The following is a 17,338-nucleotide window of genomic DNA, read 5'->3' on the forward strand; positions in this document are numbered from 1 at the left end:
TGGTCAAATTTTCGCGTTTTCTAAAGATACATAAATTTTAAACAAGGTTTGTCCATGTTCTGAAAATATAATTTCTTCTGAGAACAAATTACACCATTTACTTTTAATAATCTTTATTATTTTATGACGACATTAGTTTCCCACCGTCTGAGCACATCCTTTAAGGGCTCATCAAGATAGGTATAAGCCTTGTCCTTAATCCAATCAGGAATTCCATAGGCTGCCTCTGCGATACTTCCTGTGATAGCAGCTAGGGTATCACTATCCCCACCAAGAGAGATGGCATTTCTAATCGCATCTTCAAAGTCTGTACTTTCAAGAAAAGCAATGATGGCTTGGGGTACTGTATCCTGACAAGTTTCATTAAAATGATAGTTAGGACGAATGTCATCGAGTGATTGAGAAAGGTTATATCCGTACTCTTCCTCTATGTATTCCCCGATGCGTCTCTTACATTCTGCCGGGTCATCATTGATTGGTTGCTCGTAGTCGCCACAGTAACCTCCAAAGTAATACCGACACATAAAGATAGCATCAGACGTTGCCATAGCTCCCTTAATCCCTTCTGGATGGTTGTGCGTCACTTCTGCAGAAAGTCGCGCAAGAGCTCTTCTGGACGGCCAGGCTCCCGTTCGTGCACAGAAACTACAATCCATGGCCCAAGCACAGGGAGAAACACGCATGGCAGAGCCATTGCCAAGGCTATTATAAGGGGCGCGGTCATTGCTATGAATCCATGCGTCAAACCTAGCACCATAACCAGCATCAGGATACATCCCACCATACTTCTTCATGGCATTAATAAAGTCATCCTTCTGACCACCATTCATAATAGCTTCTGCCACAGCACAGGTCATAACCGTATCATCCGTGAAAAAACAAGCCTCACGAAATAAAGGAAAATCCTTAGTTTTGATATTGTTCCATTCGTAAACTGAACCTACAATATCTCCAATAATAGCTCCTAGCATGGCATTTCTCCTTATAAACTATTGGTTTAGACAGACATTTCTATTTGTCATACTCTTTTATTTTATCAACATATTCGGTCAAAAGATTCTTTGAATAAATTTTTTCATTACTTGAATTTCTAACTTCTTTCCAAAGAATAGAAGCTACTTTTAGTTTATTCGAGTAGTTGCCACTATTTTCGTCTGCACAGAAGTCCTTTAAAAATTGGTTCCATTGACAAACCGAATGATCATACTTGGCATAATCTGAATTTCCATAATAAACTTTTAGCATATCTTGGATTGTGAAACTCAAATCATTGTCGCTTTTTACTTTTCTCCAAGCAGTAGCCATATCGGCAGTAAACTTAAAGGGCGAAACATCTGTTAAAGTTGAGAAATATTCTCTAAAGTGTGCATTAAAGGAGAATCCACATTCAAGTAAGGGCGTATTTAAGGTAACGACTTCTACTTGTTTCTTTTCCCTTTTTATTGATGATTTTTTAATCAAATTACCCTTAAAGTACTGCTCAATAATATGATTAAGTTCCTGTTTGGTCCCTCTATATTCAAGCCCTAATGACTTGCATATCTGTGAAAGTTCATCACGATACCAGTAATATTTATTAAATTCATCAAAGGATGAGATTTTTTCAAACATAGGTCTGCTTTCTATCAATATTTCACCTCCTTAAAAACAGTTTAGGTTTTCATCTCAAAATAATGGAGTTTTAGTTTCTTTATTTTGAGGATTAACTACGTTTCACTAACAAACTCACACACTCAGCGGTTCGGATTTACCGTATCATCCGTGAAAAAACAATCCTCACGAAATAATGGAAAGTCTTTCGTTTTGATATTGTTCCATTCGTAAACTGAAACTACAATATCTCCAATAATTGCTCCTAGCATCCGTTTCCTCCTTATGGCATATCAGATTCGTTACACATTTCTAATGAGTCACTCTTTAAAAATGGCACCACCAAATCAATCCACTCATAAGGTAGGTAAGCTGATAAATAGCCGTGGTTATAGCCCTTTGCTTCATACAGGATCGTGTTAGGGTGTAGCTGCTCAAATAATCCAGCTGACTCTTTCACACAGTTCAATTCTTTTTCACCATAAATATACAGAACCTGCGCCTTACTAGCAGAAATCGTATCCTTGAGCTTGTAACGCCCCATATAGGTTTTGTAAATGGTCACCAATGTTTTGATAGGTGTTCTTGGCAGATCCTCCAAATAATATGCTTTTATTTCCTCTGGATAAGCCAGTTTAGGATAGAGTTTGTTCATCATGCTTAATTGAAGTTTACAAGAGGATTTACAGAACATCAGTTTACCAAATAGTGATACTAGAAAGATGCTGATTTTAGTCAACCTTGGTTGAGGAATACAGAGGCTTCCGTCTATGATGGCTTTCTCAGCTATCTCGCTGTCTAAGGACAAAAGCTCCATGGCAATTTGACCACCAAGTGAAACGCCACCAATCGCAAAGACCTTTCCACCACAGTTTGCTTTGATATAGTCTAGGATCTCCAAAGCAGAATCTTCCGTAGAAACATAATCAAGTTGGTATTCTTCGCCGTGGCCATTCAAAGTGGGTAGAATAACACGGTGGTCTTTTGATAAGATCCGTGCTTGACGAAGATAATTCCACCAAGAACTACCACCGCCGTGTATCAGTAAGACAGGAGGCAAATTCTTATCACCAAATTCATGGAATTTCATATTTAAACTCCTTACTATGAGACTTTCACTAACAACATCCTTGTTCAATCAGTTTGGACAACTAGAGTGGGCTTACTTAATTTGTATGCTATTATAATATACAAAAAATAGGACACCGTCGTAACGTTGCCCCGTCAAAAATTGATTACAATTTTTAGTTAATAAAGTAATTCTACCATCACTCTGGTATTTTGTCAAATTTTTATTTACTTTATAGTATCATTTACAATCTTCTGAAGGAATGTATATGTACTATTAATCAATTGATTATTTTTGAAAAAACCAGCTTTTTCTTTCATCCTTTTATTGAATAAATCGTCCAGTTCTTTGAATCGATGCTTTTTGACCTTTCCTGTGACAATCTGATCATAAACATATATTAATGCAACAAATTCCAGAATAGCGCGAGATGACAACCTTTTCCTTCTGCTAGACGTTGTTATACCAGGAATTCCTTTAACAAATTTTATAATCGCTTGAGGGGGTACGGTTGTCCCAGGATTCAAGTCATATAAAATACAATTATTGTGAGCTGCAGCATTTCTTAAGCTTCGTACTAGATTTAAAATCTGACTTTGAATATGAGGGGAATTTTTTCTGGTATAGTAGTCTAAATAAAAATTTATAATAGATCCAAAACTCAATAATTCCATCAAAACCCATACTGGGCAATCCTCATAGTTTGTAATCTCATAACAGACTGAACGACTTTTTGTTGTTTGCTTAATGGTGAAATATTTCTTTAAAAGATCTCCAGTATGTGGTGATAAGATTGTTCCTTGAATTTTTTTAATTTCTCGAGGATATTTTTTTAAAAACTGTTTTACTAAATCATAGCCATCTGTTGTTACATCTTTCTCCACGTCATGAATCAAGTTGACACACATACTATGTTCAATATCAGAACACATTTTTTGTACTAAAAATCTATAATGCATGTCCAGTATACTCATCTCAACCAAATAAGAAAAATCAAGTTGTATGTACTTACCTTGTTTTGCTCCTTTTTGATATTTTTGATAATTTTTTCTATATGAAGCCGTACGTAGATAGTTATTAATATTAGATAAATAATTGGCAGCTACAGATTCATCAATATAATTAAATGTAATGCCTCTATTATTTTTCATTTCTAAAATTAATTGGGAAACTAACTTCTTAGGTTTTTTAACTTTATTTGCCATAACCTCTCCCTAAGTAGATTTATTGAAAAGAATCCAATTACAGTAAGCGAAAAATCTATAATTAAGATATTTAACAACGTTTTACTAACAAACTTTTACACTCTTCGTATCGTTATAAACTTCTATATTATAGAATGAAAGTAATAGAGTGTTTTATAAAATTATACTATAAAATGAAAGAGAATTACACACTCAACTCAAACAACTTACAAAACTCACCTCTCCTATCCATCAAATCACTGAAAGAACCATCTTCAACAATAACGCCATCTTTCATAAAGAGGATTCTATCGTATTTTTTCAAAATGTTCTCATTCAACTTGTGGGTTACTACAAGTGCAGTCAAATTTTGAATATCCAAGATTGAACTTTCAATTTCAGTAGTTACTTGATTATCCAAAGATGAAGTAGCCTCATCCAATAATAAGATTGGTGTTTTTCGAATCAAGGCACGCGCAATACTAACTCTTTGTTTTTGTCCGCCAGATAAATTTGATCCATTCTCTCCACATAAAGCTTGTAGACCTAATTCATTTTCTAAAACATAACTTTCTAAACCTGACTGCTGTACAGCTTTCTTTATTTCCTCATCGGTAAAGGATTGATTAAGAGTAATATTGGCTCTTAAAGTATCATCAAAGATATAAACATCTTGTTGAACAATCGTCATTAAGTTATAAAGACTCTCTGCTGAAATAGCTTGTATATCTTGATTATCAATTGAGATATACCCACTTGTTACATCGTAAAAACGCAGTAATAGATTGAGCAAAGTTGATTTCCCACTCCCTGACATTCCTACAATTGCAATTTTTTCTCCTTTTTTAATCTTCAAAGATAAATGATTAAAAATTTTTTCTTCAGCATTAGGGTAAGAAAAGTCTATATTTGAAAAAGAAATAACATCATCGAAATATTCTTTCGTTTCACCGGTCTGGAGTCCAGTTACATCTTTTACCTCAAATGCATTAAGTGTTGTCTGACCTTCACGGAATTTACTCATTCCCATACCAATTTCATTTAGTGGCATTACTACAAAATTGACCAGTTGAACAATAGCTGTCACACTTCCAATTGTGGTAGAGCCATTAAATACGAGATACATCCCTCCACCAAAGGCTACCAAAAAAACAATCATCCCTGAAAGCTGGGAAATAACATTTGCTAAAACATCAAATTTTCCTTTTATAAAATATATCTCATCAAATTTTTCACTTTCATGACTATAATCCTCACAGATAGCGTCTTTCACATTAAAACTTTTAATAACCAGAAATCCTGCTAAAATATCTTTAACCTTCGCTAAATACTTCTGATCGGCAATCATAGCTCTATTTTGTAGAGAGGCTGATTTTTGTCCAATAAATCCTGAAATCATCATCGGAATAATGCTAGCAATGATAACTAATAAGGTCAAAAACCAATTACCTACAAACATAGCTAGGAGTGAAAAAATCATTAAGGAAAGGTTTTTTGAAATATTAAAATACTGGTGTAGATAATCTTGCTCAATTTTCTTCATATTTTCGGTTAATACAGAAATAAATTTCCCTGATTTTTCGTTAGAAAAGTCTCTATAATCCCTATCTAAAATAGATTGTAACACCTTGTTTTTGTATCTTGACATGATTTGCCTAACAAGTTTATTTTTCAATCGCAGAGATAGAAAGTTGAGCCCTGCATAGATGAAAATAACAATAGCTCCTACTAGTACCGCTTGAGTTAAGGCTTCTTTATTTTGAGACATGCCACTATCAATAATACCTTTAATAGCATAAGCAAAAGCAATATTAGTTAAAGGGACCAGTATATTAAATATCATGAAGGCATAAAAAGCCTTCTGATGGTTCTTTATCAATTGTTTCATCCTTAATCTACCTCATAATTCTTAATTTCATTTAGAAAATGTGACATAAAATATTCTTCTAAATCGATATTCTCTCTTCTAATCTCTTTCATAGAGACCTGTTCTACCATTTCTCCATTTTTGATAAAACCAATCTTATCTGCTATCTGTGAAATTTCCGATAATATATGACTCGATATTAGTATTGTAATTCCATGCTCCTTAGAAAGCGACAACAAAAGATTTCGAATTTCTTGAATTCCTATTGGATCTAAACCATTGATTGGCTCATCTAAAATTAACAATTTAGGTTTTGTTAGAAAAGCACGAGCTAAACCAAGCCTTTGCCTCATTCCTAACGAAAAATCTTTTACTTTTTTAGTCGTATTTTTTAATCCGACCATTCTTAAGGCTCTTATTATATCTGATTCAGTAATAGTTTTCCCCATATACTGAGCGTGAATTTCCAAAATTTCTTTTGCAGTGCAGTTATCATAAAAAATTGGTGATTCAATAATACTTCCAACCTGACTTAGTATTTCCTCTCTGTGTTCATGTAGATTTTTCCCAAAAATTTCAATACTACCTGATGTAATTGTTGATAAGGTTAACATACATTTCATTAGCGTTGTTTTTCCAGCACCATTCGGTCCTAAAAAACCATAGATTTCTCCTTCAGCAATTTGAAGGTTGATACCACTTAAAATTTCTTCTTTATCAATTGTTTTAAAAAGTTCTTTTATTTCAACAATATTTCTCATTTCTATCTCTCTTTCTATATCTGGCTTTAAATACAAGAATTTTTCTCCCGGAGAATAAATACTAATTTATACAGTCTCTTTTTTTATAGAAATCATTAAGGAATTATCACTTTCCTTCGATTAAACTCAACTACGCTACTTGATACTAATATCTTGTCTTGAAATATCAAAAATTGAAAATGAAGTAATCATTAAACTTATGAAACTTGCAAATATCAAAAAGAATAAGTTATCAGCAATATTATTAGATAAACTTCCTGGACTTACATTTGAAAGTAATGCTGCTAAACCAAGTCCTGTAAGCATTGTTATAGCTGTTGAATGCTTAATCATACCTAAAACAAATGGTAGTAACCCTATTAGTACTGTTGCAAACGTTATTCCAGCTAAGTTAATTAATTGACTAGCTACAGGGATATAACTAGATTCAGTTACAACAGCCATGAATCTAATGAATAATTGAATCACTAAATGTGCAGAAAAATGGGCAATACATGCTATTAGAATGACTGAAATAATTTTTCCCCATAGTAACTTTATTTTAGAAATAGGGTAAGAAAACAACTGAAAAATTGTCCTTCGTTTAAATTCATCAATAATAATCGTAGATAATAAATAAGATTCGAAAATCAAAAATACTGCTTTTGTAAATAAAGATGAAAACAATGATGCTACAATTGCCCAACCTTCCCATTTACCAGTAATTCTAATAAGATTAGAATCCTGTCCAGTGAATTCTCCTAGTTTATTATCAGTACCTAACCCCATAATGATTATTCCTGTAATACCTAACACTATAAATATAGTACACAACCAGGCTAAAAATAATTTAGATTTAGAAATTTTATTTAATTCAATTTTAATAAGCGACAACATAGATTCTTTCCTCCAAAGTGTAAATAAAGAATTAACTATTCAAACTAATCTCACCAAATATTTAAAAATAAGCTTATTTAACAGACAATCCCATCAGACATACTATCGGTATGTAAATATCAAAAAACAAACATACCTATGGTATGTATAATGGAATTTTAATAACACACTTAAAGTATGTTATTTTTTAAGTATCAAAATGTAAAATAGATCGTTCAATTGATATTACATAGATAGAAATTAGTATTAACAAGCATGTCATGCAACTACTTATTTCCTATTTTTTTAAGTGATCAAATAAGTTGAAAATCACCTCCATCATTTCATCAGAAATTAACTGTACCCCTAGACCTTCAAAAGTAAGTTTAATGAAATTCATTTTGCGCTTTAATTCTACTAATGAAAAAACGGAAATTTGAAAACCGATCCAAATATTTAGAGTTAAAACAATTAAATCCGCTAGCTCTTCTGGATATTCTGTTTTAATAGACCTATCTTCAACTCCTTCGTAAACTTTCTCTCTAATTTCGGGTAAAAAATCAGAAAATAGACCTAGATACTGCTCCCCTAACAAACGGGGACTTCTTAGCATGATTGAGGCAGAGTATACGAGCCTTTGGTGTTCAAAATTAGAGAAAGAATCCATCAAAGAATTTTGTATCTTTTCTAATCCAGTATTTCCTCTCCAATTATAATTTAAAATTTCTTGATTATTTTCGCTAATGATTGTTTGAAGTATATCATATTTAGAATCAAAATGATGATAGATAACTCCTTTTGTTAATCCACCTAAGCCATCTATGATATCTTGGATTGACGTATTATCAAATCCTTTTTCTAAAAATAAGTTTTTAGAGACCTCTAGTATTTTTTTTCTAGTTTCATGTGAGTTTCTATTCCTTGCCATTTTAGTCCCTTTCTATCATACCGGTGGTATGTAACTTCTATTGTAATTGACGAAACTAAAAATGTCAAGTTCTTTATTGGAATATAACAAAAAGCCTTAATTCAAGGCTTTTCATTAAACATTTCATCTACACTTTAGTATCCTAATTCCGGATTTTAAATATTGAAAACTAGTCAATTTTCTCTATGATGTTTCCAAGTTTATCTAATACAAGACAGGAATAATCATTTAGTGGAATTATGGGAACATGAACGAGTTCTTCAGCTCTATCCTTATTAGCTTTATCATTCACTGTAAATTAACTACTTTCACACTGCTTCAGCTCGTACAAGCAGTAATACTGCCTCAACATGTCTTGATAGGACAGTCCGTTACTCTGAAATGGATTATCGAGGGATAGAATTTATAAGGACACTCCGAAACACTTAAAATATGATATAAAATTCAAAGTAGATTCTTCTTAGTTAGAAATAGTGTATATACAACAATTTTACAGACTTTTCTGCCTATATTCGAAAATGTTCAACAGATTATTCGAATCTATGATAATCTGCTTCAAGTAAATGCCTTCCGTATTCAAAAATAACTCCTGAGTAGAATACAAGCTTTGTATCATATTCCAAATCAATAACTGATTCATCTGACTTTCTTTTAAATTTTTGACCATCAAAGTAAATATAGTCATATAATACCGAATAGTCTCGTATACTTTTAATAAGGGTATGACCTTGATGTTTCATCCTTGCTGAAAACTGCGAATGATTTCCCCCATTACAAATAACAATATCCATTGGATACAAATAATGATTATAGATATTGAAACTATACTTATCTCCGTCAAAAACATTTTGGTCGTTAATATCATCAAGATTTCTAATAATCCTATCTGAATTCCAAGGGTTTAATAAAATCGGTAACTCATTTACTTTTATGCTAATCGGGCCTTCTTTACGTATTTTCTTATTTTCATAGTATTTCATATCATCTACATGTACTTTTTCACAAATAACTTCATCAATATCCAAATCTGTTTCGTTAGCAAGTAAATTATAGATTTCTTCAATATTTGAATTATATTGAACTTCATGGTCTGTTTCAATAGCTTGAATTGCTTCATAAAAGTTTAGATAATCAATTATCACCGATAAAATATTTTTTACAATTTTTACCTTTTTATTAGTATTCTCACTATTGTTTAGTTTCTCCATATACCTTTTATATTTACCTTGATAATCACCATTCCTCTCAGTTCTATAAAAAGAACCAAAAAACTTACATATTTTATCAAACATTATTTTCTCCTATTAGTAAAAAAGACTAAAAAATCCAGTTCTGATGGGGTTCTAACTTTAACTTAAATTTTTTAACCAAGCTGGATTTGTTTCAATTAGATTTTTGATCGTTTTCCATCGTGCTGTATTCTCATTATAACTTTTTCTAAAAAATACCACTTTTTATGTGAGCTGTTTCAGCCCCTTGATGTTGACTATATATTATCGTAATATCCTTATCCTTGATTAGCTCATATATTTTTGGATAGAGTTCCTTTGTTTTCAATAAATTTCCTTTTGTACGATGGTACTTATCTTTTGGTAAATTGGGATTTTGAGCATGTATAACATCCCAATTTTTCACTCCTACTGGATAAATTCCATCACTTGTAGAATCTATTCGGTCATAATTAACAATGGTCTGCCTTGCAGTATCAGTTATTATATATTGAGTAGGTATCTGACTACTAAAATGATTGATAAAATCAGCTATACTAAACTTCCCTCTCCCTCCTCTGATGCCAAAATAGGAAATAAAATTTTGATACTCACTATTACCTTCAATAGTAAATTTAAATCCTTTTTGAACCTTTAGTGTTAGTGTATCTCCTAATCCTTGCTTTATAAATATTAGAATCCACTTACGGGTATCAAAAATAACATTTGACCTAATGCTATTATACTCATGTATGAAACTTCCAATTTGGACTCCCAATCCACACATTGATTTATACAATTCTTTCAGACCATCAATGCTTTTACTATAAAATATTCCATTATTGCACCTCCTCCATGATGACTAATATTCTTTCTTAAACTCCATTATATCAAAAAAGCACAGAATTTATCTGTGCTTTCAGAGTTTTATAAAGCAACTTCAGTTTCATCCAAAAAGCAAATTGTAACTTGCGCACCGACTATTATTTTTCAAAGTAGCCAAACTATCAAGTTGGAGTGAATCTCCTTACATGCACCCACCCATAGTAAGAATGATTTGAGTATGTTTAAAGCCCGTATTTTTATCACTACATTCCATAATGATATAGTAATCCTCATCATTCTCAGCTTTTACGACTATTCCCATCGAATATGCGGTTTTCCACAGTGGCTCAACACCATAAAATTTTGAAACAAACTCATTTGTTGGGTTTGGTATATCTAGACTAAATCCATTTTCAAAAAGCCAGGCATGCCAATTTTTAAAGGCTGGAGGAAAAACAAGCATATGACAGGATTGGAGAATCGTAATTCCAAAATCTAGTTCTTCATTGAGATCACTTACATATTTTTCAGTGGGATCAAGTATGTACCCATCAATTTTAGAAATACTCATTTGCTCACTATTTAGTTTAATTTTTTTCATGATAGTTTACTCTCCAGATCTTTCTTTTGATCTTGTTTCTACATATGGCTGATTTTTATCCAAAAAATTATCCACATTCAAGAATGAGTCACCCAGTTCATTCAAACTTAAAATCAACATGTACTCTGCAATTTCGCCAGAGTAATCTTTCCAACGCATAGGATTTAACGTTTTGCGAAACTCCTCGAATGTATCGCCAACAACTAACCAATCATCTCTTTCTTCATCATAATAACAGTGATATTGTTTCCACAGTTCTATATCATCTTCTTCAAAAAACTCTTCATCAGGAGAAAAATTTGCCCATGGAAACAATTTAGGAAACACATCTGTGTAGGGAGTGTAAGGAAACCAATATGGATAAATATATTTTTGGATTGTTTTCCTATCATCAACTATTAACTCCACTTCACCTTTACCACTTGATTTGTTGATCCATTCTCTAGAATGCAACTTTATTTCGCCACCATTTTTAATAATCTGCATAAAATTCTTTTGAGATGATAGGAAATTGTAGTTGACAATGTGCTGTGGCAAATTTGTATAACTAAGCAATTCCTTATTTGAGGATTCATCTAAGAAAACTTGACTCAAAGGAATTCTAACAATAAAACCCCTCCCGTCTCCATTTTTTGTTCTTTCAATTGTATCAACAGTTAACTTTTGCCAGATACACACGTTAGTCTCTGGATGATACAGTACAATAATGCAAGGAAGGGAATTCATAGTCCAATAGTTATATTGTCTTTCATTTATCTTTCTGAAAATGACACAATCATCTTTCTTTTCTCTAAACCAACTAGGTCCAGATTTTATTTGTAAAGCTAGAAGCTGTTTTGGTTTTCCATTTTCAATATATTCAATATGTGCATCAATACCGATATCATTAACGGGTTGTTCTCTAAACAACCATTTATTATGTTCTACAATTCCTGCACAGTAATGAACTCCTAAACGTTCATTTGTATTTGACATAAGCACTCCTTTAAGATCTTACAATCAAACTTATTAATTAGCACAATAACTTCATTAATTCTAATTTAGAATAATATCTACCTCAATTATACCAAAAAAGTAAAGAGCACATATGTACCTCAATTGAAACATTTTAAAGTGAAACTTCTGTTCCATCCGCAAAACAGACTATCACTTGCTCACCAACAATGATTTTTTCAGCAATCTAACTATCAAGTCTGGATCGAACTCCTTACTACTATCCATCAGTTCTTCTCTCATGAGTGAAGCTTTGTACTTCTCAAGAGATGTTCCTTTCTCAATCATTCTCTGCCACTTCTGTTCGCAGTCCTGCTGATGAGAGAGTAATTCCGATATGGCTAGCTGGTAGCCTTTCGCAACATTTTTTCATCAATATGTGTGTTTGAACAACCAAGTTCTCCCTTTTGAACTACATTATCAAATGGGGCGTTTCCCTTTGGTAGTTGTCCAATGTTGCCTCGCAAATGGCGAACCACATACACCGCAGAAAAGCTTTGATGAGAATGGATTTTCTTCAATATTTTGGGCAAAGCTTTTGATGATACTGTCAATAATTTTGTGTAAACACTCAAGCAGAGTTACGGAGTTTTAATCAAATAAGCTTTCAAGTGTGTCAGAACATTGGCCAAAACCTTTTGAATTCGCTAACTTTGCCTGAAATTATAATCTTCAAACAGAGTAACTAAATAACGTTTCAGAGCCTCCTCGTTAGGAAAAAGAACCTTCTTTTTCGTTTGATGTTTGATTTCTTTGTTAAGAGCCTCAATGAAGTTTGTCGAATAAAGACTGTGCCAAATCTGGTATGAAAACTGATAAAAAGTTAAAGATTATCCGTATTCTCTAGATTTCCCATGATATTTCTATACTTTGATTTCCATTCGACGATAAAGTAAGCTAAAGCTTGTACTACCATTTCTAAATTTTCAGCACGATAAATCGTTCTAAATTGCTCCAGAATAACTGCCCGATCAGATCGTTTCACCTTACTAGCCAGATTACGACTAATATGAATTAAGCAACGTTGTTTCGCTAATGAGTAAGCCTGACTAATAATCTGCTCATCCCCCTTGACGCCATCGGTCACTAAAAGAGAATTAGGTTGGATTCCTTGGTTTTGAAGTTTGTCTAGCAGAGCCAACCAAGAATCATCATTTTCATTTTGGGCATCTCACATCCGAGGATAGTCTTTTGTCCTTCTGGTGTAATGCGAAGCTCGATATGAATACATTTTTAAAATTATTTATTATTTTTTAGAGTAGTCCACTTTTTTCAAATGTTTCATTTATTGAGTTAATCATATTAGAGCTCTCGTGTTCTATTTATCATATACAAAAATAAAGAAAATATTTTGTTTTAATAAGTGATATATTCCAAACTAAATAGATTTCTACATAGTAATTGATTATTGTCTTCGTAGGAAATCTTTTAAAATGGCTTCAAAATAGCAATAAGCATCGTTACTTTTAATATTCAATGTATTCTCGAACCAAGTACTAGTTCCGAAATTTTGAGAGGAAATCCATACAATATTGTCCTCAACTAAAATCATCTTTGAATGTAAATTTGGTCTTGTTTCAAAATCCAAACTTGGAAACTCATTTCTAAGTTTCTCTAAAGTTGGTAGAGCTATTGAATTTGCGTATATTGTTACATCATTTTGCTGTTTGAATAGTTTAGTTAACATTGTTCGAATGTAGTCCATATTTGGGAGTGTATAAGTAGTAATAATAATTTTTCTATTTCGCAATCCATTGAATTTTTGATTCCAATTTAACTGCTTAGAGAATTTAACTTCAACGTTATGCAATGTTTTTGATGAATATAATGGTGTAAAAGGAGTATAAGAAATTTTATTTAGATTCTGCAAGACATAATCTGAACTTTTATGCGAATAATTATAAGGTAATTTTCCTTTCGCCAAATCATTAACAATCTTTAGATAATATTTATAAATTTCTTGGTCCCTAATTACCACTCCTGTCTGGAACCAGTCTGACTGATCAATATTTTGAGATCCTAGATATACAAAATTAGGCTCCGCCAAAACAATTTTGGCGTGACTCTCTTCAACCTTAATTACATCTGAATTTGGTACAATCTCTCGAATTAAATCTGCGTAATGTTGACTTTGCTTAGAAACTTTACTTAATAGTACTCTGACATTAGTTTTTTTACGGAAGAGTTTTTTAACAAATTCATCATCATAAAAACTGTAAGTAACTATATCAATTTTAGCTGAAGTAGAAATTTCTTCAAATATCTTGATAAAATCGATATTTGATAATAATTCTATATTATCTAAACAGTAACTATCCCCACCATTGTCAGACTTAGATTTTAAATGATATGTAGTCATAATATTTTTACCCGTTTTACTTTCTATTGATAAATCTACTATATTCTCCAATTTTAGATACATTTGGATTTATAAATTTCTTTTTGGAATTCGAGATAATCTATAAGATTAACTACTTTGTTATTATTATTTATTCTACTAATATTTCTAGTTTTAGATTTATTTGCCTCAGCAAATTGAATTGTATAATCATATATAAGCTCAAACAATTCATCAAATGTAGAATTAAGTTTCAATGCAAGTAGTATATTTTGATTATCATGTAAATACTTTAAGTAGTTATCAACTTCTTGCTCATTCACATCTCCCTTTTGGGCTAATTGAATAAAATGAATTAGCTTCTATATGAGCTTTTTGCTGCCCTCTTGTATCTATTAGAATTGAAAATATAATAACCGGCTCCACCAACATAAAGAACACCCGTTCCAATAGCAACAGCATATTTATTTTTGGCTAGACTTTTAGCAGCCTTTTGCGCTGGTTCAACAACTTTTACTTCTTTTAGATGCTTTACAATATTACCAGAGTCGTTTCTGATAACGGAACCATAACGTTGATAAACTCCAGCATCTGAACTTTTCTGAATATCTGATGGTATTTCAAAAATAACGTGATTTACTGACATAATTCTACCTTATCTCCCAATATGATTAACTTAAATCATTCAAAAACAAAATCAGCAATTCGCTTAGCAGCTTATTCTGTCATTAATTCAATATCACCTTTAGTCCAGGTATCATTTTGATAGTGAACTAGTGATTGTGCAATAGGCAATTTACTTCCAACATAGCCATGACCACCGGTAATCACATTCTCCCACTTTGTTCTGAACCTTGCTTCTCCGATAACACGGTTGATATCGGATTCCAGAAGAATCTTATTACCAAATTTCTCAGCATACTCATGGAACTCTTCATGAGTTACAAAACCAGCGTCTAACATAATATGTTCTCTATTTGAAACTTTAAAACTATTATAACACACCCTTTAGATAACTATGACTTTATATCAACAACTGAACTGATAGTTCTTTCCACCATTTTGGTGATACTTGGGAGAGTATGTTTTTTCCCATTAACACCTAGTCTATGGAAACAAATCGTACCTGCCTAGGGTTTATGGAAATAGATTAACAGCCTATAATGCTATCACATCAAGACACTCAACTTGTACTATCACTCTGATACTTAGTTCCCTATATGACAAAAAGCCTTGCAATCAAGGCTTTTACTATCCCTTTAGTTCAAAGGTTTCTATTTTTTCACAAGTAGAGCTACACACTCGACATGTGCTGACGTTATCTTCCTATACTATGAAACGAAATAAAGACCGTCTAAATATTTGAAGTAAAACATTAAACGTAACTTATCCGGTTACTTAGTACGTCTTCAACATATAGCACAGCATTAAAAATTTTGAGGAAATCGTTCTTACTAATTTGCCCTTCCCATCTTCCATGATTAATCATATGTCGATTCGGTCTTTCTAACGTGAAGTTTTTAGTATCTGCGAAGAACAGCTTTAACCATTCTATAAATCCAGAATCTCGTAAAGATTGATTAGTAAACTCTGAATCTAAAAAATCCACCGCTTTATACCCTACCTTCAACTTGTTGCCGGTATTGCTACCTGCTTCTGCAAATCTATTCAAAGCACCGTCAATTATAATTGTTGCAACTGTGTAAGCTGCATAATAGTTTTCCGATTGATAGCTTTGAACCATAGATTGAGTCAAAACTGATGGAATAAACTGAGATTGCTCTAATTTTGTAATTATATTTTTATCCTCCAAATCAGATTCTAGTAACTCAAACCAATACTCCTCTACTTCCTCAAAATCGTCAATCTTAACATCATAAAACAGATCATAATCAAGGAAATATACTACCCAACCTCGTTCAGCTAAAATATTTAGCTTATACTGTATATCCTTTATTTCCTCTTCAGTATGAGTAGTTGTAGTTTCTAAGATTTTTGTAAAATTAGATAAATCTTTAAAAATCGTTGATTGAAAATTTTTTAAAAATGCTTGCAGAGTTGCCGACATAGAACTAATAGAATCAAAAGGAATATTGGCAACTTTCATTGCATCAGTATAGCTCTTAGTTAGAGTCCCTGCAGCATCTATAAGAGTTTTATTAGTCCCAATCTGTATGGGATTAATGAAAGTCTTAGCCATTGAACTAGCTGCAGCCTGGATAGATTTATTTGTTGGATCATTGACTACTTTAGCAATTTTTTCTAACGGTTGTAGCATCCTGGCGATTTGTTCAGCATTCATACTTGCATACAACTTCGCAAACTCAGTCCTAGTAGCCGCTACACTCCCTATAGTTTCCTTTGGTAATTCCATCTTTTCATCATCCAAAATTATATCTCACCTCCAACTATCCTTCCTTAGCAGATTGCCCACCTAACTTCTTATCTGCATTTTTCTTTGAGTTCACTAGTACATCATATAATTCAAATTCTATCTCGATAAAATAGATAAACGCATCCGCAATTTCTAAAAGGAGAGGGTTAACCTCTTCTCTGATTGGAAGACCAACAGAATAATGAGGGATATCTTCTTTATTACCCCACCAACTCTTATGAACTGCTATATCTGAAAAATGAACATAACCGGATGCTTTCACATAGACATCATCAATCTCAGGACAATAAACTGATATTCTTTTCCTGAGATTATAATCCGTCATCTTATTTCCTTCATCATCATATAGTTTTCGGACAGGTGTACCTTTTAAAACCTTCTTTATAAATTCTGACCTATCTGCAGCTATAAAAGCCGCAAAAACTCTCATCAAATTATCTAATTGTATCCTGACTAAGATACCTGCACAAGTAATATTCCTAGTTTCTAAAAGGTTTGATATTCCATCTAAAATATCCACTGTTCGTCCAATGGCTGAAGAAAAAAACAAATCTTCTTCAAATAAATGTTCCCCTATTACTCCAGCAGCTAAAGTTATAGCTTCTTTTCTTAGGACCTTGAATCTATCTATTCGCTTACTGAGTTCTTCAAAATAGTCCTCATTCAACATTTTCAAATTGATTGATTCATTAGACTGTGATAATTCATCATTACTGCTCATGCC

At 32.4% G+C, this 17,338-nt stretch carries 19 protein-coding genes and 2 pseudogenes; all 21 read right to left on the reverse strand.

Annotated elements, in window-relative coordinates:
* Positions 1-116: 116 nt before the first annotated feature.
* Positions 117-971: an ADP-ribosylglycohydrolase family protein gene (locus tag BTU61_RS00445; RefSeq protein ID WP_200771861.1), complete on the reverse strand. Its 855-nt coding sequence runs from the start codon at positions 969-971 to the stop codon at positions 117-119.
* A gap of 40 nt (positions 972-1,011) precedes the next feature.
* Positions 1,012-1,629 (reverse strand): SAP domain-containing protein, encoded by a 618-nt coding sequence (locus tag BTU61_RS00450; RefSeq protein ID WP_200771862.1) that lies wholly within the window; start codon positions 1,627-1,629, stop codon positions 1,012-1,014.
* 104 nt (positions 1,630-1,733) lie between these two features.
* The gene (locus BTU61_RS00455) at positions 1,734-1,862 is read right to left on the reverse strand and encodes an ADP-ribosylglycohydrolase (RefSeq protein ID WP_200771863.1); all 129 of its coding nucleotides are present in this window, start codon (positions 1,860-1,862) and stop codon (positions 1,734-1,736) included.
* Between the two features lie 11 nt (positions 1,863-1,873).
* On the reverse strand, positions 1,874-2,680 hold the full coding sequence (locus BTU61_RS00460) for an alpha/beta hydrolase (protein WP_200771864.1): 807 nt from the start codon (positions 2,678-2,680) through the stop codon (positions 1,874-1,876).
* A 206-nt stretch (positions 2,681-2,886) separates the two neighbouring features.
* Positions 2,887-3,864, reverse strand: a complete 978-nt coding sequence (locus BTU61_RS00465) for an Abi family protein (protein WP_200771865.1) — start codon at positions 3,862-3,864, stop codon at positions 2,887-2,889.
* Between the two features lie 184 nt (positions 3,865-4,048).
* Entirely contained in the window at positions 4,049-5,731 is a 1,683-nt protein-coding gene (locus tag BTU61_RS00470) for an ABC transporter ATP-binding protein (protein ID WP_200771866.1), read from the reverse strand.
* A 2-nt stretch (positions 5,732-5,733) separates the two neighbouring features.
* Positions 5,734-6,471, reverse strand: coding sequence for an ABC transporter ATP-binding protein (locus tag BTU61_RS00475; RefSeq protein ID WP_200772064.1), 738 nt, complete (start codon positions 6,469-6,471; stop codon positions 5,734-5,736).
* 135 nt (positions 6,472-6,606) lie between these two features.
* A complete protein-coding gene (locus BTU61_RS00480; RefSeq protein ID WP_200771867.1) occupies positions 6,607-7,347 on the reverse strand; it encodes an ABC transporter permease in 741 nt (246 codons plus the stop codon).
* 277 nt (positions 7,348-7,624) lie between these two features.
* On the reverse strand, positions 7,625-8,254 hold the full coding sequence (locus BTU61_RS00485; protein WP_200771868.1) for a TetR/AcrR family transcriptional regulator: 630 nt from the start codon (positions 8,252-8,254) through the stop codon (positions 7,625-7,627).
* A gap of 169 nt (positions 8,255-8,423) precedes the next feature.
* A pseudogene (locus BTU61_RS00490) lies at positions 8,424-8,543 on the reverse strand (Type 1 glutamine amidotransferase-like domain-containing protein); the annotation flags it as partial.
* A gap of 241 nt (positions 8,544-8,784) precedes the next feature.
* Positions 8,785-9,546 (reverse strand): DUF6710 family protein, encoded by a 762-nt coding sequence (locus tag BTU61_RS00495; RefSeq protein ID WP_200771869.1) that lies wholly within the window; start codon positions 9,544-9,546, stop codon positions 8,785-8,787.
* A gap of 145 nt (positions 9,547-9,691) precedes the next feature.
* Positions 9,692-10,297 carry a DUF6037 family protein gene (locus BTU61_RS00500; RefSeq protein ID WP_338092674.1) on the reverse strand — a complete coding sequence of 202 codons (606 nt, stop codon included), beginning with the start codon at positions 10,295-10,297 and terminating at the stop codon, positions 9,692-9,694.
* Between the two features lie 192 nt (positions 10,298-10,489).
* Positions 10,490-10,888, reverse strand: a complete 399-nt coding sequence (locus BTU61_RS00505) for a hypothetical protein (RefSeq protein WP_200771870.1) — start codon at positions 10,886-10,888, stop codon at positions 10,490-10,492.
* Between the two features lie 6 nt (positions 10,889-10,894).
* Positions 10,895-11,863 carry a DUF4365 domain-containing protein gene (locus tag BTU61_RS00510; RefSeq protein ID WP_200771871.1) on the reverse strand — a complete coding sequence of 323 codons (969 nt, stop codon included), beginning with the start codon at positions 11,861-11,863 and terminating at the stop codon, positions 10,895-10,897.
* 609 nt (positions 11,864-12,472) lie between these two features.
* Positions 12,473-13,114 (reverse strand): annotated as a pseudogene (locus BTU61_RS00515) (IS256 family transposase); the annotation flags it as partial.
* Between the two features lie 172 nt (positions 13,115-13,286).
* The gene (locus BTU61_RS10215) at positions 13,287-14,240 is read right to left on the reverse strand and encodes a phospholipase D-like domain-containing protein (RefSeq protein WP_234700057.1); all 954 of its coding nucleotides are present in this window, start codon (positions 14,238-14,240) and stop codon (positions 13,287-13,289) included.
* 53 nt (positions 14,241-14,293) lie between these two features.
* Positions 14,294-14,542 (reverse strand): hypothetical protein, encoded by a 249-nt coding sequence (locus BTU61_RS10220; RefSeq protein ID WP_234700058.1) that lies wholly within the window; start codon positions 14,540-14,542, stop codon positions 14,294-14,296.
* 32 nt (positions 14,543-14,574) lie between these two features.
* Positions 14,575-14,865: a hypothetical protein gene (locus BTU61_RS10225; protein WP_234700059.1), complete on the reverse strand. Its 291-nt coding sequence runs from the start codon at positions 14,863-14,865 to the stop codon at positions 14,575-14,577.
* A 71-nt stretch (positions 14,866-14,936) separates the two neighbouring features.
* The gene (locus BTU61_RS00530) at positions 14,937-15,182 is read right to left on the reverse strand and encodes a GmrSD restriction endonuclease domain-containing protein (RefSeq protein WP_200771872.1); all 246 of its coding nucleotides are present in this window, start codon (positions 15,180-15,182) and stop codon (positions 14,937-14,939) included.
* Positions 15,183-15,594: 412 nt separating this feature from the next.
* Entirely contained in the window at positions 15,595-16,593 is a 999-nt protein-coding gene (locus BTU61_RS00535; RefSeq protein WP_200771873.1) for a hypothetical protein, read from the reverse strand.
* A gap of 34 nt (positions 16,594-16,627) precedes the next feature.
* On the reverse strand, positions 16,628-17,335 hold the full coding sequence (locus BTU61_RS00540) for a hypothetical protein (protein WP_200771874.1): 708 nt from the start codon (positions 17,333-17,335) through the stop codon (positions 16,628-16,630).
* Between the last annotated feature and the right edge of the window lie 3 nt (positions 17,336-17,338).

Source organism: Streptococcus lactarius (assembly GCF_016642265.1).
Taxonomy (GTDB): domain Bacteria; phylum Bacillota; class Bacilli; order Lactobacillales; family Streptococcaceae; genus Streptococcus; species Streptococcus lactarius.